Below are 24239 nucleotides of genomic sequence, written 5' to 3'. Positions count from 1 at the left end.
AGCGAGCCGTGAGGAGAACCGGGGAGCATGAGCGCGGACGGGCACCACACCAGCAAGGAAATTGTCGTCGACGGGATCAGTTCCCTCGACGAGCCCTCGGTCGAGTGGGGCTGGCACAAGCACAGCGCGAAGGTCGGCCTCGTCACGGGAGCTTTCTTCGTATTGTTCCTGCTGGCCATGCTGTTCGGTAATCACATCGGCCGGGTGGAAGATATCTGGCTGATCAGCTTCGCCGTGTTCTTGGCGATCTGGATGTTCCTATCGCTACGTCCCAAGAAGGACGAAACGCTGAAGCGGAGTAAGCTCTACGAGGTTCACTCCGATCACTACGCCGTGGTCGGTGCCGCGGCCTCAGGTCACGTCGGAGCAGAGGCCGCAAGAAATCCGCAGGGCCGGGCGCCGGCCAAGCACTGATCCCGGTCGAGCAGAAAGGGCCGCCACCACTCCACGGAGTGGTGGCGGCCCTTCTCGACACGCAGGGTCGGTCGAGTGAGGTTCCGCCGGGGCCACTACCCAGCGATCACCCCTCGGCCGCGAGCTGTCCACACGCCGCGTCGATCTCCTGCCCGCGGGTGTCGCGCACGGTGCACGAGACCCCGGCCGCGCGAACTGCCGCGACAAAGGCGTCCTGCTGGGGCTTCGGGCTGGCGTCCCACTTGCTACCCGGCGTCGGGTTGAGTGGGATCAGATTGACGTGTGCCATGGGCCCGAGCCGCTGCGCGAGCAGGCGCCCCAGCATCTCCCCGCGCCAAGTCTGATCGTTGACATCCCGGATCAGCGCGTACTCGATAGACACCCGGCGGCCCGTGGCGTCAGCGTAGTGACGCGCCGCGTCCATCACCTCGGCAACCGGCCACCGGTTGTTGACGGGCACCAGTGTGTCGCGAAGTTCATCGTCCGGCGTGTGCAGCGACACCGCCAGAGTGACCTGGAGCCCCTCCTCAGCGAGCCGGTGAATGGCAGGGACAAGTCCGACCGTCGAGACAGTGACTGAGCGCTGCGACAGTCCGAATCCGGAGGGCGGTGGCGCGATGATGCCGCGTACGGCGGTCATAACGCGCTTGTAGTTGGCGAGCGGCTCCCCCATTCCCATGAACACAACGTTCGAAAGCCGACCGGGACCACCAGGGATCTCACCGTCGCGCATAGCGCGGGCGGCCACCCTGACCTGCTCCAAAATTTCCGCCGCTGAGAGGTTGCGTTGCAAACCGCCCTGCCCCGTCGCACAGAACGGACACGCCATCCCGCAGCCGGCCTGGCTCGAGATACACACGGTCGCCCGGTCCGGATAGCGCATGAGCACGCTTTCCACCAGAGAGCCGTCGTGCAGCTTCCACAGTGTCTTCCGCGTGGTGCCCTCGTCAGTCGCGACATGTCGGACCGACGAGGTCAGAGAGGGAAACAGCTCCTGCCCTACTCGCTCCCGCAGGTCAGCCGGCAAATCGGTCATCTCACGCGGATCCGCCTCGAGACGCCCGAAGTACTGGTTGGCCAGTTGCTTCCCACGGAAAGCGGGGACGCCGAGGTCGCCCATCGCCTCCGCGCGGCCGTCGGTGTCGAGGTCAGCGAAGTGACGAGGGGGCAGCCCCCGGCGGGGGGCGTCAAAGACGAGCGGGAGAGGTTCAGCCATGATGCCGCCATTGTGTCAGAAACGAACGACCGCAACACATCGCGAGCCGCCGCCGTCCGGCGCCGCGACGGCATACAGTTCAGTTATGGCACAGCGTTCACACGACCAAGCCGACCGCGATCACATCGTCCCCGACCAGGGACGTGACGAGATCTCGGTCGAGGACACCTATGCGAGTTCTACCCCCGTCCCCGCCGCCGAGGCGAGCGACTCCGCGCATAATTACGACCCAGAACCTTTACCTGACTCCGCAGGCGGCCGTCTCGGCTCGGCGTGGGTGGGACTGGTCTTGGGCGCCCTCGTCACCATTCTGCTTTTGATTTTCATCACCCAGAACACGACATCGACCGATGTCCGCTACCTCGGCCTGCAGTTCAGTCTTCCCCTCGGGGTTCTCGTGCTCTTCGCCGCCATCGCCGGTGCATTGATCATGGCTCTGTTCGCCGGTTTCCGGATCCTTCAACTACGGATGCGTGCCCGTAAGGCACGCAAGCTGACCACCCGACGCTGACGCCCGGGCCCGGCCGCTACGCCCCCAGTCGGCCGGGCCCGGCGATAGTTAAGTTGAACTCAGTCAGGTCGGGACGACGTAGGTAAAGATGGCCCAGGCGACGACCGCGGTTGGCAGGACTGAATCGAGACGGTCCATGAACCCGCCGTGCCCCGGCAGGAGCGTACCCATGTCCTTGATCCCCAGGTCTCGCTTCACCTGCGACTCCACTAGGTCGCCGAGGGTCGCGGTGAACACCGTGAGCACGCCCAACAGGACGCCCTTCCAGACGCTGTCGCCGAAGAGCAGGGCGACGACCAGCGCGCCCCCGATTGTGGCAAAGAGGATCGAACCGCCGAAACCCTCCCAGGACTTCTTCGGGCTGATGGCCGGGGCCATAGGGTGCTTCCCGAACATCACCCCCGCGACGTAACCTCCGACGTCCGAGCACACAACCAGCAGGATGAGGGCCACCACCCGTTGGGCCCCGTACTCCCCGTCCGACAGCATCGCCCCCAGGGATCCCGGAACGGCGATCCAGACCAGCACGAAGACCGCGACGGAGACGTCCCGCATGTAGTTCTTCGGGGCGGTGGTCAGCCCGGCCATGAGCAGACGCCACACCAGAACGACGACGGTGGTGACGGCGAAGGCCGCGAAGGCGCCCTCCGCCCCGGTGAGGAATCCCGCCCACACCATCGCCTGGCCGCCTACGAGAATCGGGAACAGCGGTAGCTTGAACCGCGCTTGTCGGAGGCGTTTGTAAACTTCCCAGGTGCCGATCGCGACGGCGGCTGCCGCGACCAGGTACCACGCACGGGGCGTGAACGCGATGCTGGCGATCACGAGCGCGCCCAGGCCGACCCCGACGGGGATGGCCCTCGTCAGATCGCGGCCGGCGCGCGACGGAGGTGCGGCAGCCGCGGCGGTCGGCCCGGGTGGGCCCTGGGGAGCGGTGTCCACGGCGTACTCCTCGAGTCTCGGGTGATGCTTCTGCGGAGGTCACACCTCCATCAGGTCGCCTTCCTTGGCCTTGACGAGCTCGTCCACCTCGCTGACGAAGCGCTGGGTGAGCTTGTCCAACTCCTTCTCGGCCGCGTTGACCTCGTCCTCTCCGGCCTCCCCGTCCTTGTCGATGCGCTTGAGCTCGTCCATCGCTTTGCGCCGAACGCCGCGCACCGCGATACGCCCGTCCTCGGCCTTGACCTTGGCCTGCTTGACCAGATCACGACGACGCTCCTCGGTGAGCTGTGGCACGGTCACCCGAAGGACTTGGCCGTCGTTGGTCGGGTTGACGCCCAGATCCGAGTTACGGATGGCGTTCTCGATGGGGCCGATCTGCGACATCTCGTACGGCTTAATGATGAGCATGCGCGGCTCGGGCACCGTGATGGTCGCCATCTGGGTGATGGGCGTCAGAGTGCCGTAGTACTCACAGAGCACGCGATTGAACATGCCCGGGTTGGCGCGGCCGGTGCGGATGGTGGTGAGTTCGTCACGAACGTGCTCGATCGCCTTCTCCATCTTCTCCTCGGCCTCGAGCAGAGTGTCGTCGATCATGGTGCGTCTCTTTTCGTTTGGGTCGGTGGGGGTCGGTGGAGGGCGCGTCAGGCCGTGCTGCTCACCAGGGTGCCGATCTGCTCACCGGCGACAGCACGCGCAATGTTGCCCTCGGTGAGCAGGTTGAAAACAAGAATGGGCATGTCGTTATCCATGCAGAGGCTGAACGCGGTGGCATCGGCCACCTTCAGGCCCCGCTCGAGGCACTCACGGGGTTCAATTCGGGAGAAGAGTTCGGCCTCGGGATTGGTGCGTGGGTCATCCGAGTAGACCCCGTCCACGCCCTTTGCCATGAGCAGCACGTCGGCTTTGATTTCCAGGGCGCGCTGAGCAGCGGTGGTGTCGGTAGAGAAGTACGGCATGCCCATCCCGGCGCCGAAGATCACGACCCGACCCTTCTCCAGGTGCCGCTCAGCGCGCAGAGGGATGTACGGTTCTGCGACCTGCCCCATGTGGATCGCGGTCTGGACGCGGGTCGACACCCCCTCCTGCTCGAGAAAGTCCTGAAGCGCCAGACAGTTCATGACGGTCCCGAGCATCCCCATGTAGTCGCTACGAGCGCGGTCGAGTCCACGCTGCTGCAGCTGGGCGCCGCGGAAGAAGTTGCCGCCGCCGATCACGATCGCAATCTGCGCCCCGGTCCGAGAGACGTCGGCGATCTGACGGGCGACGGACTGCACAACGTCAGGATCGATCCCCACGCTGCCGCCGCCGAACATCTCGCCACCCAGCTTGAGCATCACACGTTTGTAGCCGTCCCGCGGGTCGGTCATCCCTCTCCTCGTCCCGGGCGGATAACAGCCCGTGTCGCGCGCGTCCACGCCCCCGACATCCTGTGGTCGGAGCGGCGTGCGGTCCGTGGTGGGACCGGGTTCATTCTGCCCTATCGACGCGGCAGCCACACTCCAGCCCGTCGGGTGTGGCCGAACCTGGGTAATCAGACGGCGACGGCGGCACCCGGGAGCCGGGTACCGCCGTCGCCGAGGAGTCCGCGGTAGCGGGTTCAGGCCGTGATCAGGCCTGGCCGACCTCGAAACGCAGGAATGCGGAAACCTTCGCGCCGGCCTCGTCCAGAAGGGCACCGACGGTCTTCTTGCTGTCGGTGACCGACGGCTGGTCCAGCAGGCTGACGTCCTTGTAGAAGCCGTTGAGCCGGCCTTCGACGATCTTCGGCAGCGCCTGCTCGGGCTTACCTTCCTCCCGGGCGGTGGCCTCGGCGATCTCGCGCTCCTTGGCAACGACGTCGGCGGGCACATCCTCGCGAGAGACATACTGGGCCTTGAGCGCGGCGATCTGCATCGCGGCGGAGCGGGCAGCGTTCTCGGCGGCCTCGCCCTCACCCGTGTAGGCGACCATGACGCCGACGGCGGGCGGGAGGTCGGACGAGCGCTTGTGCAGGTAGACGGCGACGGGGCCGTCGAGCTTGCCCACGCGGCGCAGGACCAGCTTCTCACCGGACTTGGCCGAGAAGGCCACGACAGCATCCTCAACGGTCGAGCCATCGAGTTCGGCGGCGTTCAGCTCGGCGAGGTCGGAGATGCCCTGGGCGGCGGCAACGTCGACGATCTTGTCGGCGAGCGCGATGAACTCGGCGCTCTTGGCGACGAAATCGGTCTCGGAGTTGAGTTCGATCATGACGCCGTCCTTGATGGCGACCAGACCCTCGGCCGTGGTGCGCTCGGCGCGCTTGCCCACGTCTTTGGCGCCCTTGATTCGCAGGACCTCGACGGCCTTGTCGAAGTCGCCGTCGGTCTCTTCCAGAGCCTTCTTGCAGTCCATCATCCCGGAGCCGGTGAGCTCACGCAGACGCTTGACGTCGGCAGCGGTGTAGTTCGCCATTGTGGGGCGACCCTCCTTAAAGGGGTTCGTGATGTGTCAGTAAAGGTGTTCACGTCGGTCAGCGGGCGAGATCGCCTCCACCCTAGACGCCGTGGCGCCGGTGAGTCGTTCGCCCACCGCCTCCAACACCTCGGGCCCGGCCCCCGGGAGATCCCCCTGGGATCATGGGCGGCCGGGCCCGACGGTGCTCGAGCTGGTGCTGCGCGTCAGGCCTCGGTGACCGGGGCCTCGCCGGTGGCAGCCTCGGTGGCTGCGGGCTCCGCAGCGGGGGCCTCGGTGCCGGTGACGTCGGCGGAGGGCTCGTCGGCGCCCTCGACCGTCGTGGTGCTGGTGACCTGGTCGAGCTGCTCGCTCTCCCACTCGGCGAGCGGCTCGGCCTCTTCGCCCGTGACCTTACCTGCCTGCGAGCGGGCCTTGAGGCCCTCGGCGACAGCGGAGGCGATCACACGGGTCAGCACGGTTACCGAGCGGATGGCGTCGTCGTTCGCCGGGATCGGGTAGTCGACGACGTCCGGATCGCAGTTGGTGTCGAGCAGTGCGACGACCGGGATGTTCAGCTTGCGAGCCTCGCCGACGGCGATGTGCTCCTTGTTGGTGTCGACGACCCACACCACGGAGGGGACCTTGCTCATGTCACGCATACCGCCGAGCGTGCGCTCGAGCTTGTTCTTCTCACGCGTGAGCATGAGGATCTCTTTCTTGGTGCGCCCCTCGAAGCCACCGGACTGCTCCATGGCCTCAAGCTCCTTGAGACGCAGAAGCCGCTGGTGCACGGTCTGGAAGTTGGTGAGCATGCCACCCAGCCAACGCTGGTTGACGTACGGCATACCGACCTTGGCGGCTTCCTCGGCGATGGCCTCCTGTGCCTGCTTCTTGGTGCCGACGAACAGGACGGTGCCGCCGTGGGCGACCGTCTCCTTGACGAACTCGTACGCCTGGTCGATGTACGTCAGGGTCTGCTGCAAATCGATGATGTAGATGCCGTTGCGATCGGTGAAGATGAACCGACGCATCTTCGGGTTCCAGCGGCGGGTCTGGTGGCCGAAGTGGGCACCTGCGTCGAGCAGCTGCTTCATGGAGATGACTGCCATGATGGGTTGAGGGCTCGTCCGGCTTGGAAGCAGCCGGACCGCGAGGCCCTCGTCCTCGCTTTCTGTGTGTCGGGTTGTGCCCTCGTGCCGGGTAGCCGAAGGCCCTGGTATCCGCGCCGGTCCGGACCCCCGCCGGGCGGGGGCACCTGCTGGTACGGCGTCCGGGAGGCCGGGGCTCGTCGCCCCGGGGCCCGGATGCGGCTCCCGGGATAACCGGTCGCCGCAGGACACGCGAAGTCGATCGACGCAGAGTCGACCGCCCCGGAAGCATATCCCCTTGAGCGCGAGCCTCCAAGGCAGCCCACCCGCCTCGGGCCCGGCGATGCGCCCTGATGGGACCGATTTCCCTGTCCGCCGTACCTGGGGAGGAGCGACCGCATCGTCAGGGGCGTGCCTGGGGATGATCGTCCGCTCCATCCACAGGTGCCGGTCCGGCATGGCGGGTCACGGGCCGCTGCGGTGGAGTTGCACTATGCACTCGAGACGAATCGGCCGACGGCGCACAGACACTCGCGCAGCTGTCGGCCTGGCCACAATAATCCTGGTCGTCGTCCCCGTCGCGGGCGCGGCGCCCGACGCGCAATGGCCGCACATGCGCACCCCGCTCCCAGGGCCGGTATCAGTGGCGACCCCGTTCGATCCGCCGGAGCATCGGTGGCTGCCGGGGCACCGGGGGGTCGACCTCGCGGGCACGGCACTCGCCTCGGTGCGTGCCCCAGCGGACGGGACGGTCGTTTTCGCTGGGGCCGTGGGTGGCCGTCCTGTGCTCTCGATCGACCACGGCGGGGGCGTGCGCTCCACATTTGAACCCGTGCGCGCCAGGGTCCGGACCGGTGAGTCGGTGGTCGCGGGTGAGGAGATTGGCCGGCTGCTCGCCGCCCACCCCGGGTGCCCTGTCGAGGCGTGTCTGCACTGGGGCATACGCGTGGCTTCAGGTGGTCCTTCGCGCGACGACGACTACGTCGATCCGCTGGCTCTGCTCGCCGATTCCGAAAAGCCCATCCGTCTCAAACCGATCCTTCCCGGCGACGGGGCCAGCAGACGCACGGTCCGCTTCCTCCATCACGCTCGGGGATGGGCGCCGCGGTATGCGGCGCGAAGGCGGTCCGCTGAGACGTGCGTGTAGATCTGGGTGGTCGCGGGCGTGGAATGCCCAAGCAGTTCCTGCACGTGACGCAGGTCCGCGCCACCCTCCAGCAGGTGGGTGGCCGAACTATGCCTCAACGCGTGGGGCGATACCTGGGGGGCGCCGGGAGTGGCCGCCGTGACCTCATTGACGATCCGTCGTGCCGCCCTGGGGTCAAGCCGCCCGCCGCGAACTCCCACCAGCAGTGCCGGGCCGGACGCGGTGGTGGCCAGCTCCGGCCGACCAGCGTCGAGCCAGGCGCGCAGCGCCCGGACAGCGGGCGGGCCGTAGGGGACGGCGCGCTCGCGGTCACCCTTGCCCACCACACGCAGTAGGCGCCGCTCGGTATCGATATCGTCCACGTCGAGCCCGCACAGTTCTGCCACCCGGATCCCGCAGGAGTACAGCAACTCCACCACCAGCCGGTCGCGCAGGGCGATAGGGTCGCCTTCGGCAGCGCCGAGATCGGCAGTCCGGATGGTCTCGGCGGCCTGGCCGACATCGAGAACCTCGGGCAGATGACGTCGGGCGCGTGGCGCCTCGAGTCGGGCGGCGACATCGGAGGTCAGCAGCCCGATGCGGGCGGCCCACCCACTGAAGGAGCGCGCAGCGGCCACCCGGCGGGCGACGGTGGACCGGGCGGCCCCAGCACCCACCTGGGCGGCGAGCCAGCCGCGCAGTGTCGGGAGCGTGAGCGCCCCAGCCAGATCCGCCGCGGTAGTGCGCCCTCCGGCATCGCCGGCAAGGTGGGCCAGGAGTCCGAGGACATCGGAGCGGTAGGAACGGACGGTCGCCTCGGATCGGGAGCGGCTAGTGCGAAGGTACTCGACGTAGTCCTCGACAACGCCGCCGAACAGATCCGCGGGTTCATTCCCTCCAACCTCAGCTGCATCTACCGGCCCCATGAGTATCGATTGTCACCTGCGCTACGGGGACACGCAAGGGCGATGGGGGGGGCGGAGCTACCCAGGAATAACCGTCACTACACGGGGAAACTCATCTGGACTCCGCCGTCGCCGCCCCTGCGCCACCCTTCCGGACCCCGTACCGCCGCCCCGGTAGACAGGAGGCGGCCGAGCACTGTCCTCACAGTCACGGGCGCGATCCCAGACGAAGCCGCGATTTCCGAGGGCGCGGCTCCACCGGAAGTGGGCAGCGCCTCGAGTATCCGCCTGGTCACGTCGTCCAACCCGTCCCACACCCTGGCCTCTCCCCTGGGGGGCGGGCTCGTTTCCCCCATCCGGCCTGCGAGCTCGACCGCGTCCACGGTACGTCCGACCAGCACCGCGCCCCGCTCCCGGAGCAACAGGTGACACCCGACCGATGCCACCGAGGTGACCGGCCCCGGCACGGCCCCGACGGGGCGATCTAGTGCCGCCGCCCACGCCGCCGTACTCAGCGCACCACTGCGAGCGGCAGCCTCGATCACCACCGTCGCACGAGTCAGCGCGGCGATGATCCGGTTCCGGTCCAGGAAGCGATAGCGCGTCACCCCGGTTCCGGGCGGCTGCGCGGAGATCACCGCCCCGCTCTCGGCGACCTCCTGCAGCATCGCATCGTTCCCGCGTGGGTAAAGACAGTCCACCCCGCCGGCGAGGACTGCGATCGTGGAGCCACGGACCCCGAGGACGGCGCGGTGCGCCGCGGCGTCAATCCCGAACGCGCCTCCGGAGACCACCGTGAACCCCTCGGCGGACAGCCCGGCGCTCAGGTCGGCAGTCACCGCCCGACCGTATGGGGTGGGCGCCCTGGTCCCGACGAGTGCGACGGATCTGCCGAGTACCCGCGCCGGGTCGGCGGGTCCGCGCCACCACAGTCCCAGAGGACGCAGCGCGGTGGGCACACCGCCCGATCCGTCCCGCCGTCGCCCCCGCGGACGGTCCAGCGGCTCGAGCGCGAACTCCGGCCACCCGGGGTCGCCGGGAACCACGAGTCGGGCTCCCACCTCTTCCGCGGCCTCCAACAGTCGTGCCCCGTCGACGAGCGTGCGCCGCGCCTCGGTCTGGCCGGCCACCGCCCCACCGGCCTGGCCCGTGCGGATGAGGCTCGCCGCATGTACTGGCCCCACCGCATCCACCAGATCCCATAGCTGCGCGGTCGGGCGTTCACTCACGGCCCCGAGATACGCATACGCCACCCGCACCTCCCACGGCACCATCGCCACGGTCCCCTGCTCCCCCACCATCACTCCTCTCCTCTCAGCACGAGCGCTTCCGCCACGTGAGGCTCACCCGGTACGGAGGCCCCGTCCAAGTCCGCGACCGTCCATGCCAGGCGCAGGCACCTGTCGACCCCGCGCGGGGACAGCACGCCATGCGCGAGAGCGCGGTCCAGAGGTTGCAGTGCGCGGCGATCGAGCCCCCACACCGATCGCAGAACCCGGCCCGGTACTTCCGCATTCGCTCGGGCCCCTGCTGCATCCGGGCAGCGCGCCCACCTCTCGGCAGCGGCCGCTCTCGCCGTAGACACCCGCTGACGAACCGCTGCGCTGTCCTCGCCCTCTCCCAGCGCGAACAATCCAGACCCGAGCGGAAGCGTCCGTAAGGCGATGTCGATGCGGTCCCGTAGCGGGCCCGTCAGCGACCGGCCGTACCGCCGACGCGCGTCGGCGGTACAGGTACAGGCGTCCGGCCGCGCACTTCCGCAGGGGCAGTCGTTGGCCGCCATCACCAGTTGGAAACGGGCCGGAAACACGGAGATGCCGTCGCGCCTGGCGATCCTGACCTCCCCGTCCTCAAGCGGGGTGCGCAGGCTGTCCAGGACCCGACCCGAGAACTCGGCGCACTCGTCGAGGAACAAGACTCCCCGATGTGCGAGGGTCACCGCCCCCGGACGTGCAACATTGTTGCCGCCGCCCACGAGGGCGGCCACCGAGGCCGAGTGGTGCGGCGCCACGAAAGGTGGGCGCTGCAGCAACGGGTCACGCGAGGGAAGCTGTCCCATGACCGAGTGGATGGCCGTTGCCTCCAGTGCATCCCCTTCCCCCAGATCGGGAAGTAGCCCCGGTAGTACGCGGGCCAGCATGGTCTTGCCCGTCCCGGGGGCACCGCGCAGGAGCACGGCGTGCCCGCCGGCTGCCGCGACCTCGACCGCACGCCGGCAGTCATCCTGACCGTGCACCTCCGCCAGATCGACGTGAGACCGCCCACCTACAGCGCGGGCCTCCGGCGCGTCAGTGACCAGGGTTCCCACACCTCGGCACCACGCCGCCAGCATCGCCAGCGAGTCCACACCCGCGGTGTCAATGCCGCTGACCAGTCTGGCCTCCGCGAGGTTCGCGGAGGGGACGATCGCGCGCCGCAGCCCAGCATCCCGCGCCGCGAGCACCGCGGGGAGGACTCCCCGCACCGACCGCACCCTGCCGTCCAGCGCCAGCTCCCCCACCAGCAGCGTGCCATCGAACCCCGCCACGGGCAGCTCCCCGGAGGCTGTCAGTGTGCCCACGGCCAGCGGCAGGTCGAATCCCGATCCGCGTTTGGGCAACGCGGCCGGTGACAGCGACAAGACGACCTTGCCCGGCGGCCACGTCAACCCACTGTTGATCACCGCGGCCCGCATCCGCTCACGCGCCTGCAATACAGCCGAGTCCGGCAAGCCCACGATGCTCACCCCGGGAAGACCGCGTCCCACGTCCGCCTCGACCTCGACCAACTGACCCCCGACCCCCTGGAGAGTGACAGCCCACGTCCGACCGAGCGCCACGATTACAGCACGTCCTCGAACAGTTCGAGACGGGGACGCCTAGGGTCCGCCAAGTCCACGCCCACCACGTCGAAGCAGACCTGCCGCCACCGGCCCGGGTTCTCGGACAGCCATTGGGCCGCCAACCGGCGCAACCGCCTGCGCTTGTCCGAAGTCACCGACTCGGCGGGGGTGCCGAAGCCCGCACCCGTACGGGCTCGGACCTCAACGAACCGGAGTCGTCCGGCTGCGTCCAGGACGACCAGATCGAGCTCGCCCGCCCGGCACCGCCAGTTCCTGCTGATCACCACCCCGCCGCGGGCCTCCATCAGACCCGCCGCGTAAACCTCGCCGAGCTGCCCCGTTCGCCTTCGAGGATCCGTACTGGTGGGATCCGTACCGATCCCACCGATGTCCGTCGACTCGTCGCCCGTCATCGCCGCCCCCTCCCCGGCCGCCCAGCACTTCCGGGCGGCCGGGGCTCACCCTGCCCGAGCACGAAGGCCCGATCCGCTGCTCGCGGACCGGGCCGGGACGCCCTGTGGAGGGACCTGGGGTTGTGGAGAAGGGGTGCGGAGCTACTCGGGCAACCGCAGCTCCGGCTTGTCGAGTTCCTCGATGTTGACGTCCTTGAACGTCAGTACCCGAACGTACTTGACGAAACGTGCAGGCCGATACATGTCCCAGACCCACGCGTCAGACATTCTCACGTCGAAGTAGACCTCACCGTCCGCGGACCTCGGGATCAACTCGACGGCGTTGGCGAGGTAAAAGCGCCTCTCCGTCTCGACGACGTAGGTGAACTGGCCGACGATGTCGCGGTACTCGCGGTAGAGCGAGAGTTCCATCTCGGTCTCGTAGTTCTCCAGATCCTCGGCGCTCATCTCGTGCTGCTCCTCGAATGCGCCTGCGCGGCGCGACGGACGTTGGCGTACGACATCCGATGGATGTCGCTGGGACCGAGCTGCTCGATCGCCCTGGCGTGACTCGCGGTGCTGTACCCCTTGTGCGCGGCGAAGCCGTACCCCGGGTACCGCGAGTCGAGGTCCACCATAATCCGATCTCTGGTGACCTTCGCGAGGACACTCGCAGCGGCGATGGATGCGACCACTGCATCACCCCCGATCACGGAGGTGGACTGACAACCGAGCCCGTCAACGGCGAAGCCGTCGGTGAGGACGAAGCCGGGCGCGGGATCGAGGGCCGCGACCGCCCGGCGCATCCCCTCGAGGTTGCAACGATGGATCCCACGAGCGTCGATCCGCTCCGGTTCGATCACCACCACACTCATCGCCGTGGCTCGACGGAGGACGACATCGTATAGACGGTCACGGGCAGCGGCGGTGAGCCTCTTGGAGTCATCCAGCCCCCCGAGTTCGGGATGGAGCCTGTTGCCCAGCACACAGGCCGCCACCACCAGTGGGCCGGCGCAGGAACCACGCCCGGCCTCGTCGACACCAGCGACCGGGCCGAGTCCGCGCCGGGCGAGGGCAGATTCCAACGCCAGACGGCCATCGCGTCGGGTGACCCGCACCCGGTCGGGTAGGCGCCGATCCCGAGGCCCTTGCCTTCGTGCCGCGGTCACCTCGGGGAGATATCCGGTGAGGACACCGTCCCGATCCTGTTGAACGGGAGGATGATGGTCCGGACCTTGCCGATGACGTTCTCTCCGGGCACGGTCCCCTGATACTCGTCCCCCATGTGGAACCGGGAGTCCGCTGAGTTCCCGCGGTTGTCCCCCATCACCCAGTAGTTGCCCTCTGGGACCGTCACCGGACCGAACGCACAATTGAGCGGGTTCCGGACCGGCGAAGGGTCCTCGTTGAGGTACGGCTCGACGAGCGGCTGGCCGTCAACCAACAGTCCACCCTCCGGGGAGCAGCCCCCGACGGTCTGTCCGCCCACCGCGATGACGCGCTTGACCAAATCGTTCTGATCGGGCGGAACGATGCCGATCACTCCACCGATGTTCTCCAGGGTCCTGATGACCGGATTGTCCGATCGGATGGACTGGTACCCCTCGTTCCACGAGTCGGGGCCCTCGAAGACCACCACGTCCCCGGGCTGCGGCTCACCGAAACGGTACGTGATCTTGTCGACGAATATGCGGTCACCCGTGCACCCCGCGCACCCGTGCAACGTCGGCTCCATCGATTCCGAGGGGATTTGGTACACGCGGCCGACGAAGGTCTGGAAGACAAATACCAGGACCAACGCGATCACCACCAGGAGCGGGATCTCGATGTACCAGGGCTGCCCCTTCTTCTCGACGGCGCGAGCCGGGACCCCGTCATCACGGGGCCCCGGCTCAGAGGTGCCATGTCCGGGCGTATCGGTGCTGCTCACCCGGATGAGCGTAGCCGATCCCGCACCGCCGACGGCGGCCGAGTCCGACCCGCTCTATGAGGTCAGCGCTTCTCCTTGATCTTCGCGGCCTTGCCGCGAAGCTCACGCAGGTAGTAGAGCTTGGCGCGGCGCACGTCACCACGGACGAGAACGTCGATGCGGTCGATGGTGGGCGAATGCACGGGGAACGTGCGCTCGACGCCGACCCCGAACGAGACCTTACGGACGGTGAAGGTCTCGCGGACGCCGCCGCCCTGGCGACGGATCACGACGCCCTTGAAGACCTGGATGCGCTCCTTCGAGCCCTCGATGACCTTGACGTGCACGTCAAGCGTGTCGCCGGCGCGGAACTCCGGGATGTCGCCCCGGAGGGACTTGTTGTCGATGAAGTCGAGAGTGTTCATTGTGTTCCTTGCATGTCAGGAATGAGGACAGAGGACCCTGGCGCCCGCCTCTAGGCGGGACGACCGGTTCGTGCCCCGGATCAGCGCGACCGTCCGCGGGCACACGAGGCGCCCGAAAGGTCAACCTCGCTAGTGTGCCATCCCCGTCGAGGCGCACCCAAATCAGGCGGGCGGCAGAGACCATCCGAGGTCCGAGAGAACCGCCAGGTCGGCGGCGTCGAGCTCCACCGAGCGCAGGAGGTCGGGGCGGCGCTCGGCGGTGCGCCTCAACGATTCGTCGCGGCGCCATCTCGCGATCCTCGCGTGATCTCCGCTTGTGAGGATCTCGGGAACGGCTCGGTCGCGCCACAGCTCGGGTCGGGTGTAGCTGGGCCCTTCGAGCAACCCGTCGGAGAAGGAGTCCTCCTCGTGGCTCCGCCGGTTTCCCAGGACCCCCGGCAGCAGGCGAATGACAGCCTCGGCGATCACGAGCACAGCCACTTCGCCCCCGATCAGGACATAGTCGCCGATGCTCACCTCCTCGACATCCATCCTCACGGACGCCTCGTCGACGACGCGCTGATCGATCCCCTCGTAGCGGCCACAGGCGAACAGCAGATGGCGTCGACGGGCGAAGCGGTGGGCGTCAGCCTGGGTGAACGGTCTCCCGGCAGGGGTCGGGACGATCAGCAGCGGGCGGGCTGCCTCTTCCTCGGCGACAGTCTCCGGCAAGGGCACCAGTTCGTCCAGCGCCTCGCCCCACACCGTCGGCCGCATGACCATCCCCGGGCCACCACCAAACGGGGTGTCGTCGACCGACTTGTGGACATCGTGCGTCCAGTCCCTCAGGTCGTGGACGCTGACGTCGATGATGCCTCGGTCGGCAGCACGTCCTACCAGCGCGAGCCGAAGCGGGGCGAGATAGTCGGGAAAAACCGTGACTATGTCGAGTTGCAAAAGCGGGCCATCAACACCATCGCCGTCACTCACTGTCACGACGTCCCCAGGTCGAGCAGCCCCTCCGGTGGGTCGATGACGCACGTCCCGCCAGCGAGATCCACCTCGGGGACCATCTCGGACACGAAGGGGACCAGGGCGTCGATTCCGTCGGTCAGACTGATGGCCAGGAGTTCGCTGGCCGGCGTGTGCACGATCTCGGTCACCTCACCGAGCACAGCGCCGGAGGTGTCGAGCACGCGGAGTCCCACCAGTTGGTGGTCGTGGTACTCGTCTGGGTCTTCCGGATCAGGAAGAGCCTCGGAGTGCACGAGCAGGAGCATGCCGCGGAGTGCGTCGGCGGCATCTCGGTCGGCGATGCCGGCCAAGCGCACCAGAAGCCGCCCGGAGTGCTGCCGGGCGGCCTCGATGGTGACGTCGCGATCGGTGGCCTGATCGCCCCGACCAACTCTTCCGACGAGTTGCGACCCGACGGCGAACCGCTCGTCCGGCGAATCGGTCCGGACCTCCACCACGAGTTCCCCGCGGACGCCGTGCGATTTGACGACGCGTCCCACGACGAGCTCCATGGTAGTTCGAGTCCTCCGATATCCGGCAGTTACGAGCTGGTCAGCGGTCGGTATCGACCACATCGACCCGGATACCCTCGCCGCCGACGGCGGAAACGATGGTCCGGATCGCGGAGGCGGTACGGCCGCCCCGTCCGATGACACGGCCGAGATCCTCGGGCGCGACGGCCACACGGATCACGCTGCCGCGCCGACCACCACTCGACCGGACGGCGACCGCGTCGGGATCCGACACGATACCGCGGACGAGGTGGTCGACGGCGTCGACAACCATGTCGTTCATCTGTCTCAGGCCTCGGCGGACTCGGCGTCAGCCGACGCGGGCTCGCCCTCGGCGGACTCGGCGGCCTTGGCGGCCTCCTGCTCGGCCTTCTTGGCCTCGTCCTTCTTGGCCTTCTCGGCCTTGCGCTTGGCGGTGATGGCCTCGGCGGACGGCTCGCCCTGAGCGTCCTCGAGAGCCTTGTTGAACAGGTCCAGCTTGGAGGGCTTGGGCTCGGCGGTCTTCAGGGTGCCCTCGGCGCCCGCGATCCCCTTGTACTTCTGCCAGTCGCCGGTGATCTTCAACAGCTGCTCGACGGCCTCGGTCGGCTGTGCGCCTACCCCGAGCCAGTACTGGGCGCGATCGGAGTCGATCTGGATGAAGCTCGGCTCCTCCTTGGGACGGTAGAGGCCGATGGTTTCGATGGCACGCCCGTCGCGGCGGGTGCGGGCGTCGGCGACGATGACGCGGTACTGCGCGTTACGGATCTTGCCGAGTCGGGTGAGCTTGATTTTGACGGCCATGAGCGCGTCTCACTTCCTGTTGCGGGTCACGTGGCGATTCAGCAGCGCCCGCGCTCGTCGCGGGGCCCGGTTTCGCCTTCCGGGTGACCGCCGTTCGGCACGAACCCACGAGGGGTCCACCGTTGACGGCGTCCAGCGGACCAGTCTAGCCAGCCCGAGACGGCACACACCAATCGACGCATCGGCCTCCGGGTCAGCGCTTGGGGAATTTGAGGTTGTTGAGGTCGATCCCGTCCAGCCCCGGTGGCAGCTGGTCGAGCCCGGGCGGCATCTGGGACAGATCAGGCATCCCCCCGGGCGGCATGCCGGGCATCCCTGGCATTCCGGGCGGCATGCCCGGCATGCCGCCGGGCATCATCCCCCGCTGCTTCGGCGGAGTGGGGCCGCGTCCCTTGCCTTTCCCCTTGCCCTTCTTACCCTTGCGCTGATTCTTGCGGCCCGCCCCGGGCATCCCCATCTGGCCCGCCATGCGGCTCATCATCTTTCGAGCCTCGAAGAACCGGTCGACCAACTGGTTGACGTCGGTGACCGTGACGCCCGAACCGTTCGCGATGCGCTGACGGCGCGACCCGTTGATGATTTTCGGGTCTGTTCGCTCCTCGGGTGTCATCCCACGGATGATCGCCTGGATCCGGTCGAGGTACTTCTCGTCGATGTCTCCGACTGCGGCCTTCATTTCCTTACCGCCGGGCAGCATGCCGAGCAGGTTCCCGATCGGCCCCATCTTGCGAATCATCAGCATCTGGTCGAGGAAGTCCTCGAGTGTGAGCTCACCGGAGCCGATCTTCGCAGCAGTCTTCTCCGCCTCCTGCGCATCGAAGACCGTCTCCGCCTGCTCGATGAGCGAGAGCACGTCGCCCATACCGAGGATCCGGCTGGCCATTCGGTCGGGGTGGAAGACGTCGAAGTCCTCAAGCTTCTCGCCGTCGGACGCGAACATGATCGGGGTTCCGGTCAGTTCGCGCACGCTGAGCGCAGCGCCACCGCGGGCGTCGCCGTCGAGTTTGGTGAGGACAACGCCGGTGAAGCCGACCCCCTCGCGGAAGGCCTCGGCGGTAACGACCGCGTCCTGGCCGATCATCGCGTCCAGGACGAAAAAGGTCTCGTGCGGCTGGACTGCATCCCGGATGCCCCGGGCTTGGGCCATCATCTCCTCGTCGATGCCGAGACGGCCGGCGGTGTCGACGATCACGACGTCGTGCATCTTGGCGCGGGCGTGCGCCAGCCCGCGCTGCGCCACAGACACCGGCTCCTGGACACCGATCTCCACCCCGTCGCCTCCGACAGAGGTCCCCGGGTGAGGGGCGAAGGTGGGCACACCTGCGCGCTCGCCGACAATCCTCAGCTGATCAACGGCTCCCGGGCGTTGAAGGTCACAGGCCACCAGGAGCGGAGTGTGCCCCTGACCCTTGAGCCAGTACGCCAATTTCCCCGCCAGGGTGGTCTTTCCTGCGCCCTGCAGGCCAGCCAGCATGATTACGGTGGGGGGTTGCTTGGCGAACTCGATCCGCCGAGCCTCGCCGCCGAGGATGCCCGTGAGTTCGGCGTCGACGATTTTGACGACCTGCTGCGCGGGGTTGAGGGCCTCAGAGACCTCCGCACCCTTGGCGCGCTCCTTGACCCGGGAGATGAACGCCCGCACTACCGGCAGGGCAACGTCGGCCTCTAGCAGTGCCAGACGGATTTCGCGGGCCGTCGCGTCGATGTCGGCCTCGCTGAGGCGACCCTTTCCGCGCAGGTCCTTGAGCGCACCTGTGAGGCGGTCGGACAAGGATTCGAACACTGCAACAGCTCCCTGGTTCGCGGCCCGGGAGCGCGCATGGTTCCCGGCGTCGTCGGCGACGACTGATCACAGGGTATCGGCACGGGCGCTGACGGGCGTCGTGGGATCGCGTCGCGGCAACAGCGCCTCCACCTCACCGGCCGTACTCAGCACGGCCCCGGGACCGGAGAGGGCGAAGACGTCCTCCACCGCGGCACCCCTGGTCCGCACCACCACCCAGTCGATCCTGGCCCCGGCGTCGATGATCGCGGTCACGACCCTGGCGAACAGGCCTGGGCGATCTTCGGAGCGCACCTCCATCAGAACACCTTCGGCGTCGGTTCGGTGAGAGATCAGGACCGACGACCTTGCCTGCGGGGGCCCGATCGGGAGAGTCGGCCCCCGGGACAGTGCGGCGCGAAGCGGCGAGGGCAGCCCGGAGTCGATCGAGCGGCGTAGGTCCTGTCTCAGCACGCGAGGGTCCACCGGATCACCGAAGCGGGTCGAGACCGTCATCCGCGCCCGGATACCCCCCGGGGAACGCAGGTCGATCTCGGCGTCCACGATCTCCAGCCGATGCGCGACGAGCACGTCCGCGGTCACGGCCAGCGACCGCCCCCCCCCGCCGGGGACGGCGAGGCTGACCTCGTGGGTCGTCCCCGTCCCGGTCGCCCGGAGATCGACGACGACGTCCGGCGGTCCGTGACGGCGCGAGCCGTTGACCGTCGGGGCCTGGACGGCCGCGGGCCGGGGTCCGAGCGCCCGTCGGCACGCCGCCACCAGCGCTGCGTGGGCCCCAGCACGGCCGTTCGTCCAGAACGTCGGTCCGGTCGCGAGCGAGTCCGCCTCGGTGAGTGCGGCCAGGACATCGAGGGCGACGGCGTCGCCGTCCAGCGCGTCCAGGACGTCCTGGGCGGTCGCGGGGTCGGCCGGGTCGCGCCTCGCTGCGGTCGACGGGAGCAGCAGGTGGTGCCTGACGATGCGGGTCAGCGTCTCGGTGTCGAGGTCCCCGAGGCCCATCCGCGTGCAGATCGGCCGGACCATCTCCGCACCCTTCTCACTGTGGTCACCGCCCCGGCTCTTGCCGATGTCGTGCAGGAGCGCCGAGAGCAGCAGGAGATCCGCGCGGGCCACCGAGGTGGTGAGCCGGGAGGCCTCGACGGCCGTCTGCACGAGGTGCCGGTCCACGGTGTAGATGTGTGCCCGGTCCCGCGCGGGCAGATCCCGCACCCCGGACCACTCCGGCAGAGTCCGTTCCCACAGTCCGCACCGGTCCAGGGCCTCGTGAACGGGGATCTGAGCCTCACCCGAGCCCAGGAGCACCAGGAGGTCGGACAGAGCCTCCGCGGGCCACCTCCCGGTGGGCACGACGCCGCGTTCGGCGAGCACGCCGAGGGTCGAGCTGGCGATCGGCAGTTCGAACCGGGCCGCGGCCGCCGCGACCCGCAGCGCCAGCCACGGGTCGTCGGCGACACGGGCGGCGCGGGCGAGGGCCACCTCCCCCGCGTGTTCCACCACCCCGTCGTCGAGGGGACGCCGGACCGGCGATCGCCGCAGTAGTCCGGTCAGTCCCCGGGACGACAGCGCCGCGCACGATCCACGGATCGCCTGATCCGCGGTGAACGCGATCGTGCGGGAGGCGTCACTCAGTGCCCGGGCGAGGTCGAACCGGTCCCCCAGGCCGAGCGCCTCGCCGACGTCGTCCCCGTACTCGGCGTGGAGCACCTCCCGCGGGCGTCCGCTCACCCGGTGGAGTTCCGTCCGGGCGTCCAGCACCAACCGGTGGGCGCGTGCCATCCGCCCGGGGACTACGGGCCGGCCGTCGCTGAGGTGGGCCAGGCCGAGTGCTGCGACGAGTTGAGCGTCACGCAGGCCACCCGCCCCGTTCTTCAGGTCCGGCTCGCTGCGGTGCGCGATCACCCCGGCCCGGTGTCGTCGGGCGGCCGCCGCCTCGACCAGTTCGACGAAACGAGAGGCGATCTGGTCCCGCCACTGTCGGCGGGCGCCGTCCACGACCAGCGCTCCGAGGTCCGCATCTCCCGCGATCACCCGCGCGTCCAGCAGGCTCAGCCCGACCGAGACGTCGGCCGCGGCCACGGCCAGGCACTGGTCGACCGTGCGGACGCTGTGGTCGAGGCCGACCCCGGAATCCCACAGCGGGTACCACAGTGCGTCGGCCAACTCCCCCACGTCGCGCTCAGGGCGTCGCTCGTGGACCAGGGCGAGATCTAGGTCGGAATGGGGTAGTACCTCCCGCCGACCCAGTCCGCCGAACGCGATCAGGGCGAATCCCGACCCGGGTCCGATCCCGGCCTCCTCGGCGAGCCGCCCGAGCTCCATCTCGTAGAGCTCACACAGGGCGTCGCGCAGCGATGCGGCCGGCAGGCTCTCTCGCGGGGCGGAGAGGATCCGCTCGCGTCCCTCCCTCAGCGCCGTGGCGCGCTCACCGTCCGCCGTGATCGCCATGGCACTCCCATCCCTCATCCGTCGCGTTCCAGACTGTCGGTTCCGTGTCACCGCGTCGGGGCGAGCAGGTTTCACTTCTGTGAACGGGTGCGCACGGCGTCGTCGGAAACGGGAGCGGTGGCGCGCACACGGCGGCGCGCGGCCGCCCCAGGTCGGGGCGACCGCGCGCCGGGTGGTCAAAGGGCGTCAGATGGCGGCCGTTCCCTCCTCGCCCGTGCGCACGCGCACAATGCTCTCGACGGGGGTCACCCAGACCTTGCCGTCGCCGATCTTGCCGGTGCGGGCAGCGTCGACGATTAGCTGGACGGCGGTGCCGGTGGTCTCGTCGTCGACGACCACCTCCACCTTGATCTTGGGGACGAAGTCCACTGCGTACTCGGCGCCGCGGTAGACCTCGGTGTGGCCCTTCTGCCGACCGTAGCCCTGGACCTCGCTAATGGTCAGGCCGTGGATGTCCGCCTGTCCCAGTGCTGCCTTGATGTCGTCGATCGTGAACGGTTTGACGATCGCGGTGACGAGCTTCATGTGGTGGGATCCTTTCAAAGTGGTCGACTCAGCGGATGAGCGCGTTGGTGGAGGCCTCGTACGCGCTCTCGGCGTGCTGGGCACCGTCGATCCCGGCCTGCTCGTCGGCCCTGTCGATCCTCCAGCCGAGCGGGCGGCAGATCGCCCAGGCGATCACGGTCATGACGGCGGTGAACAGGAGGGCAGCCACCGTGATCACGATCTGGACCACCAGCAGTCGCCAGCCGTCCGCGGAGTAAAACACGCCCGCATTGGTGCCGAAGGTGCCGGTCGCGAACAGGCCGATCGCGATGGTGCCCCACACTCCGGCCACCAGGTGCACGCCCACTACGTCGAGAGCGTCGTCATAGCCGAAGCGGTGCTTGAGCCCCACGGCGAATGCGGAGAGCATGCCCGCGATCGCACCGAGGGCGACCGCGCCGAGCGGGTGGACCGAACCGGCGGCCGGGGTGATCGCGACGAGGCCCGCGACCACACCCGACGCGGCGCCGAGGCTGGTGGCGTGTCCGTCGCGAAGGCGTTCGGCCAGCAGCCAGCCGAGCATCGCGGCGGCGGTGGCAGCCGTGGTGTTGACCCAGGCCAGGCCGGCCACGCCGTTGGCGCCGAATGCGGAGCCGGCGTTGAACCCGAACCAGCCGAACCACAGCAGGGCGGCGCCGAGCATGACCATGGGTAGATTGTGCGGGCGGTAGGCGGTGCGGCCGAACTCGAGGCGCTTGCCGATGAGCAAAACCAGGACGAGCGCGGCCATACCGGCATTGATGTGGACGACGGTACCGCCAGCAAAATCGACGGGAGCCACTGCTGCGGTGAGCCCGCCCCCGCCGTCGTCGATCGTCCCGAAGATCATCGCCGCCAGTCCGCTGTCGGAGTGCGAGAGCAGTCCCCCGCCCCACACCATGTGGGCGAGCGGGAAGTACGCCAGGGTCACCCAGACACCGACAAAGGCAAGCCAGGTGCCGAAGCGGACACGCTCGGCTATCGCACCCGAGATGAGCGCGACGGTAATGATCGCGAACGTCACCTGGAACGCGACGTCGACCACCTGGGGGTACGCGCCGGACCCCGAGACGACCCATTTATCCGCGTCGCCGATCACGCCGGACAGGCCGAACATCTCGAAGGGATTGGCGAAAATCCCCAGCACCGACTCGCCGCCGTAGGACATCGACCATCCCCACAGCAGGTAGATCACGCCGACGACGCCCATCGCGCCGAACGACATCATCATCATGTTGAGCACGGACTTCCGCCGGGACATGCCGCCGTAGAACAGCGCGACTGCCGGCGTCATGAGCAGGACCAGGGATGCCGACATGAGCATCCAGGCCGTGTCTCCCGAATCGAACTCCGGCGTCGCCTCTCGTGCGAGCAACGCGACACTGTCACCTATCACGGTGCGGTCCTCCTCGTCTCGAACCTGGAGAGCGGCTATTCGCTCCCCGTCGTGACTAGAGGTTTCCGGTGCAGTGTTTCGCCGGATGTCCTGCCGTGTTTCGGGGTGGTTACGTGCGGACGGCCCCGGTTCCGGTCGTGTGTCCAGCCCGCAGGGGGCCTAGGTACCGAGCAGTGCGTCGACGAATGCCTCGGGGGTGAACGGTGCGAGATCGTCCGCACCCTCCCCCAGGCCGACGAGCTTGACCGGTACTCCGAGTTCGTGCTGGACCTGGAAGACGATGCCGCCCTTGGCAGTGCCGTCGAGCTTGGTCAGGACGACGCCGGTGATGTCGACGACCTCCTTGAACACGCGCGCCTGCATGAGTCCGTTCTGTCCGGTGGTCGCGTCGATCACCAGTAAGACCTCGTCGACGAGCGTTTTCTTCTCCACCACCCGCTTGACCTTGCCGAGCTCATCCATGAGCCCCGTCTTGGTGTGCAGGCGACCAGCGGTGTCGACGAGCACGGCGTCCACGCCGGTCTCGACCCCCCGGGTGACCGCGTCGAAGGCCACGGAGGCAGGGTCGGCCCCCTCCTTGCCGCGGACGACCTCGGCGCCCACCCGCTCGGCCCATGTCTGGAGCTGGTCTGCAGCGGCGGCGCGGAACGTGTCCGCGGCCCCGAGGAGGACATCGCGACCGTCGGCGACGAGGACTCGGGCGAGCTTGCCGGTGGTGGTGGTCTTCCCGGTGCCGTTGACGCCGACGACGAGGAGGACGGCCGGCGTCCCGTCATTCGGCAACGCACGTAGCGATCGATCGAGCTCGGGGTGGAGATTGTCGATGAGTGTCTGCCGCAGCAGGTCGCGAACCTCGGCCTCGGTGCGGACCTGGCGGGTGGCGATCTCCTCCCGCAAGCGATCGACCACCAACTCGGTCGTGGCCGAACCGAGGTCGGCCATGATCAGCGTGTCCTCGATCTCCTCCCAGGCGTCCTCATCGAGGTCGCCTGCGCCGAGGAGCCCCAGGAGGCCCTGTCCCACAGTGCTCTGCGAGCGTGCGAGGCGGCCGCGGAGACGGTCGAGCCGCCCGGCGGACGGGTCGATCCGTTCCACCGGTGCGACCGGCTCGGGAGTGCCCGTGATGACATCCGAGGTGGGTGCAGGGATCTCCTCGTCGGGGACCTCGGCCGGCACCACGACGGGGTCGACAGGGACGGTCTCGACGACCTCACTTGCCTCGCTCGGGCCCGGCTCGACATCCGGTTCGGGCGCGAGGAGCGGGGTCTCCGGGGTCGCCTGTGGCGTGGGCCGGGCTTCCGGGGCAAGCTCCACCTCGGGCGCGGGCGCCTGCTCACGCCGCACCGGCTCCTTGGGCGGAGCGGCCGTAGCGGCACTTCCGGCCTGGGCGAACGAGAATCCGGTCCCGGCCTGGTAGTTGCCGGAGCGCTCGTCGCGGGTGAGCTCCTTGCGCTCCTCTGCCCTGGTGAGGGAGATCTGCCTGTTCTTGCGCAGTTGCAGCCCCACGACGAGCGCGATGATGGCGAGCAGCAGCACCGCGGCGACGGCGATGATGATCCAGGTGGTGGTAGTCACGCTGACCAGTATGGCCGACTCCACTTGGCGGCATCTCGCTCCCGGGGGCTGTGGCGGACC

General features: G+C 68.5%; 25 protein-coding genes and 1 pseudogene. 3 read left to right on the top strand and 23 right to left on the bottom strand.

Translation table 11 applies throughout. The features are described 5' to 3' along the window. The first annotated feature begins 27 nt into the window (after positions 1–27). Positions 28–414 (top strand): DUF2631 domain-containing protein, encoded by a 387-nt coding sequence (locus tag FQ137_RS10065; protein ID WP_149292260.1) that lies wholly within the window; start codon positions 28–30, stop codon positions 412–414. 106 nt (positions 415–520) lie between these two features. Here FQ137_RS10065 and rlmN read toward each other — a convergent pair whose 3' ends face one another. After that, positions 521–1630, bottom strand: a complete 1110-nt coding sequence (gene rlmN / locus FQ137_RS10060) for a 23S rRNA (adenine(2503)-C(2))-methyltransferase RlmN (RefSeq protein ID WP_149292259.1) — start codon at positions 1628–1630, stop codon at positions 521–523. 85 nt (positions 1631–1715) lie between these two features. On the opposite strand from rlmN, the gene FQ137_RS10055 reads away from it, so the two are divergent. Continuing rightward, positions 1716–2141 (top strand): lipopolysaccharide assembly LapA domain-containing protein, encoded by a 426-nt coding sequence (locus FQ137_RS10055; RefSeq protein WP_149292258.1) that lies wholly within the window; start codon positions 1716–1718, stop codon positions 2139–2141. Between the two features lie 63 nt (positions 2142–2204). Here the strand turns inward: FQ137_RS10055 and FQ137_RS10050 are convergent, their stop codons facing one another. The 5 genes from FQ137_RS10050 to rpsB form a co-directional block, all read right to left on the bottom strand. Then, positions 2205–3083 (bottom strand): phosphatidate cytidylyltransferase, encoded by an 879-nt coding sequence (locus FQ137_RS10050; RefSeq protein WP_149292257.1) that lies wholly within the window; start codon positions 3081–3083, stop codon positions 2205–2207. A 39-nt stretch (positions 3084–3122) separates the two neighbouring features. After that, positions 3123–3680, bottom strand: coding sequence for a ribosome recycling factor (gene frr, locus FQ137_RS10045; RefSeq protein WP_149292256.1), 558 nt, complete (start codon positions 3678–3680; stop codon positions 3123–3125). 47 nt (positions 3681–3727) lie between these two features. Beyond that, positions 3728–4453: a UMP kinase gene (gene pyrH / locus FQ137_RS10040; RefSeq protein WP_149292255.1), complete on the bottom strand. Its 726-nt coding sequence runs from the start codon at positions 4451–4453 to the stop codon at positions 3728–3730. Between the two features lie 241 nt (positions 4454–4694). After that, entirely contained in the window at positions 4695–5519 is an 825-nt protein-coding gene (tsf, locus tag FQ137_RS10035) for a translation elongation factor Ts (protein WP_149292254.1), read from the bottom strand. 206 nt (positions 5520–5725) lie between these two features. Further along, a complete protein-coding gene (rpsB, locus tag FQ137_RS10030) occupies positions 5726–6610 on the bottom strand; it encodes a 30S ribosomal protein S2 (RefSeq protein ID WP_149292253.1) in 885 nt (294 codons plus the stop codon). A 472-nt stretch (positions 6611–7082) separates the two neighbouring features. Between rpsB and FQ137_RS10025 the strand changes: the two are divergent. Further along, positions 7083–7646, top strand: a pseudogene (locus FQ137_RS10025) (M23 family metallopeptidase); the annotation flags it as partial. A 26-nt stretch (positions 7647–7672) separates the two neighbouring features. Here the strand turns inward: FQ137_RS10025 and FQ137_RS10020 are convergent. The 17 genes from FQ137_RS10020 to ftsY all read right to left on the bottom strand — a co-directional run bounded on the left by FQ137_RS10020 (position 7673) and on the right by ftsY (position 24179). Next, positions 7673–8641 (bottom strand): tyrosine recombinase XerC, encoded by a 969-nt coding sequence (locus FQ137_RS10020; protein ID WP_149292252.1) that lies wholly within the window; start codon positions 8639–8641, stop codon positions 7673–7675. 77 nt (positions 8642–8718) lie between these two features. Then, positions 8719–9921 carry a DNA-processing protein DprA gene (gene dprA / locus FQ137_RS10015; RefSeq protein WP_149292251.1) on the bottom strand — a complete coding sequence of 401 codons (1203 nt, stop codon included), beginning with the start codon at positions 9919–9921 and terminating at the stop codon, positions 8719–8721. After that, entirely contained in the window at positions 9921–11438 is a 1518-nt protein-coding gene (locus tag FQ137_RS10010) for a YifB family Mg chelatase-like AAA ATPase (RefSeq protein WP_149292250.1), read from the bottom strand. Before FQ137_RS10010 ends, dprA begins: the two co-directional genes overlap by 1 nt. Before the next feature lie 2 nt (positions 11439–11440). Continuing rightward, the gene (locus FQ137_RS10005) at positions 11441–11854 is read right to left on the bottom strand and encodes a YraN family protein (protein ID WP_149292249.1); all 414 of its coding nucleotides are present in this window, start codon (positions 11852–11854) and stop codon (positions 11441–11443) included. A gap of 141 nt (positions 11855–11995) precedes the next feature. After that, positions 11996–12301, bottom strand: coding sequence for a DUF2469 domain-containing protein (locus tag FQ137_RS10000; RefSeq protein WP_007632861.1), 306 nt, complete (start codon positions 12299–12301; stop codon positions 11996–11998). Then, on the bottom strand, positions 12298–13002 hold the full coding sequence (locus tag FQ137_RS09995; RefSeq protein WP_149292248.1) for a ribonuclease HII: 705 nt from the start codon (positions 13000–13002) through the stop codon (positions 12298–12300). Before FQ137_RS09995 ends, FQ137_RS10000 begins: the two co-directional genes overlap by 4 nt. Further along, positions 12999–13763: a signal peptidase I gene (gene lepB / locus FQ137_RS09990; RefSeq protein ID WP_149292247.1), complete on the bottom strand. Its 765-nt coding sequence runs from the start codon at positions 13761–13763 to the stop codon at positions 12999–13001. Before lepB ends, FQ137_RS09995 begins: the two co-directional genes overlap by 4 nt. A gap of 62 nt (positions 13764–13825) precedes the next feature. Further along, complete coding sequence (gene rplS, locus FQ137_RS09985; RefSeq protein ID WP_149292246.1) at positions 13826–14167, bottom strand: 50S ribosomal protein L19; 342 nt, start codon at positions 14165–14167, stop codon at positions 13826–13828. 162 nt (positions 14168–14329) lie between these two features. Then, positions 14330–15103 carry a tRNA (guanosine(37)-N1)-methyltransferase TrmD gene (gene trmD, locus FQ137_RS09980; RefSeq protein WP_149292772.1) on the bottom strand — a complete coding sequence of 258 codons (774 nt, stop codon included), beginning with the start codon at positions 15101–15103 and terminating at the stop codon, positions 14330–14332. 35 nt (positions 15104–15138) lie between these two features. Continuing rightward, positions 15139–15672, bottom strand: coding sequence for a ribosome maturation factor RimM (rimM, locus tag FQ137_RS09975; RefSeq protein WP_149292245.1), 534 nt, complete (start codon positions 15670–15672; stop codon positions 15139–15141). 40 nt (positions 15673–15712) lie between these two features. Next, the gene (locus tag FQ137_RS09970) at positions 15713–15955 is read right to left on the bottom strand and encodes an RNA-binding protein (RefSeq protein WP_149292244.1); all 243 of its coding nucleotides are present in this window, start codon (positions 15953–15955) and stop codon (positions 15713–15715) included. 5 nt (positions 15956–15960) lie between these two features. Beyond that, positions 15961–16455, bottom strand: a complete 495-nt coding sequence (gene rpsP / locus FQ137_RS09965) for a 30S ribosomal protein S16 (protein WP_149292243.1) — start codon at positions 16453–16455, stop codon at positions 15961–15963. A gap of 193 nt (positions 16456–16648) precedes the next feature. Then, positions 16649–18238, bottom strand: a complete 1590-nt coding sequence (gene ffh / locus FQ137_RS09960) for a signal recognition particle protein (protein ID WP_149292242.1) — start codon at positions 18236–18238, stop codon at positions 16649–16651. 66 nt (positions 18239–18304) lie between these two features. After that, positions 18305–20683, bottom strand: coding sequence for a [protein-PII] uridylyltransferase (locus FQ137_RS09955; protein ID WP_188064884.1), 2379 nt, complete (start codon positions 20681–20683; stop codon positions 18305–18307). A gap of 186 nt (positions 20684–20869) precedes the next feature. Further along, the gene (locus FQ137_RS09950) at positions 20870–21208 is read right to left on the bottom strand and encodes a P-II family nitrogen regulator (RefSeq protein WP_149292240.1); all 339 of its coding nucleotides are present in this window, start codon (positions 21206–21208) and stop codon (positions 20870–20872) included. 28 nt (positions 21209–21236) lie between these two features. After that, positions 21237–22604, bottom strand: a complete 1368-nt coding sequence (locus FQ137_RS09945; RefSeq protein WP_255583943.1) for an ammonium transporter — start codon at positions 22602–22604, stop codon at positions 21237–21239. A 159-nt stretch (positions 22605–22763) separates the two neighbouring features. Beyond that, positions 22764–24179: a signal recognition particle-docking protein FtsY gene (ftsY, locus tag FQ137_RS09940; RefSeq protein WP_149292239.1), complete on the bottom strand. Its 1416-nt coding sequence runs from the start codon at positions 24177–24179 to the stop codon at positions 22764–22766. Between the last annotated feature and the right edge of the window lie 60 nt (positions 24180–24239).

The organism is Dietzia sp. ANT_WB102 (assembly GCF_008369165.1).
GTDB lineage: Bacteria > Actinomycetota > Actinomycetes > Mycobacteriales > Mycobacteriaceae > Dietzia.
The sequence above is the reverse complement of the archived record's forward strand: the minus strand, read 5'-3'. Positions and strand labels throughout refer to the sequence as shown.

Coding starts and splice junctions, on each gene's coding strand:
- FQ137_RS09970 (WP_149292244.1), bottom strand. CDS start 15,955: ATGAACGACATGGTTGTCGACGCCGTCGACCACCTCGTCCGCGGTATC.
- rimM (WP_149292245.1), bottom strand. CDS start 15,672: ATGGAGCTCGTCGTGGGACGCGTCGTCAAATCGCACGGCGTCCGCGGG.
- tsf (WP_149292254.1), bottom strand. CDS start 5,519: ATGGCGAACTACACCGCTGCCGACGTCAAGCGTCTGCGTGAGCTCACC.
- FQ137_RS10055 (WP_149292258.1), top strand. CDS start 1,716: ATGGCACAGCGTTCACACGACCAAGCCGACCGCGATCACATCGTCCCC.
- rplS (WP_149292246.1), bottom strand. CDS start 14,167: ATGAACACTCTCGACTTCATCGACAACAAGTCCCTCCGGGGCGACATC.
- pyrH (WP_149292255.1), bottom strand. CDS start 4,453: ATGACCGACCCGCGGGACGGCTACAAACGTGTGATGCTCAAGCTGGGT.
- rpsB (WP_149292253.1), bottom strand. CDS start 6,610: ATGGCAGTCATCTCCATGAAGCAGCTGCTCGACGCAGGTGCCCACTTC.
- FQ137_RS09950 (WP_149292240.1), bottom strand. CDS start 21,208: ATGAAGCTCGTCACCGCGATCGTCAAACCGTTCACGATCGACGACATC.
- FQ137_RS10005 (WP_149292249.1), bottom strand. CDS start 11,854: ATGACGGGCGACGAGTCGACGGACATCGGTGGGATCGGTACGGATCCC.
- FQ137_RS10000 (WP_007632861.1), bottom strand. CDS start 12,301: ATGAGCGCCGAGGATCTGGAGAACTACGAGACCGAGATGGAACTCTCG.
- FQ137_RS10065 (WP_149292260.1), top strand. CDS start 28: ATGAGCGCGGACGGGCACCACACCAGCAAGGAAATTGTCGTCGACGGG.
- rlmN (WP_149292259.1), bottom strand. CDS start 1,630: ATGGCTGAACCTCTCCCGCTCGTCTTTGACGCCCCCCGCCGGGGGCTG.
- FQ137_RS10020 (WP_149292252.1), bottom strand. CDS start 8,641: ATGGGGCCGGTAGATGCAGCTGAGGTTGGAGGGAATGAACCCGCGGAT.
- dprA (WP_149292251.1), bottom strand. CDS start 9,921: ATGGTGGGGGAGCAGGGGACCGTGGCGATGGTGCCGTGGGAGGTGCGG.
- rpsP (WP_149292243.1), bottom strand. CDS start 16,455: ATGGCCGTCAAAATCAAGCTCACCCGACTCGGCAAGATCCGTAACGCG.
- FQ137_RS09955 (WP_188064884.1), bottom strand. CDS start 20,683: ATGGCGATCACGGCGGACGGTGAGCGCGCCACGGCGCTGAGGGAGGGA.
- frr (WP_149292256.1), bottom strand. CDS start 3,680: ATGATCGACGACACTCTGCTCGAGGCCGAGGAGAAGATGGAGAAGGCG.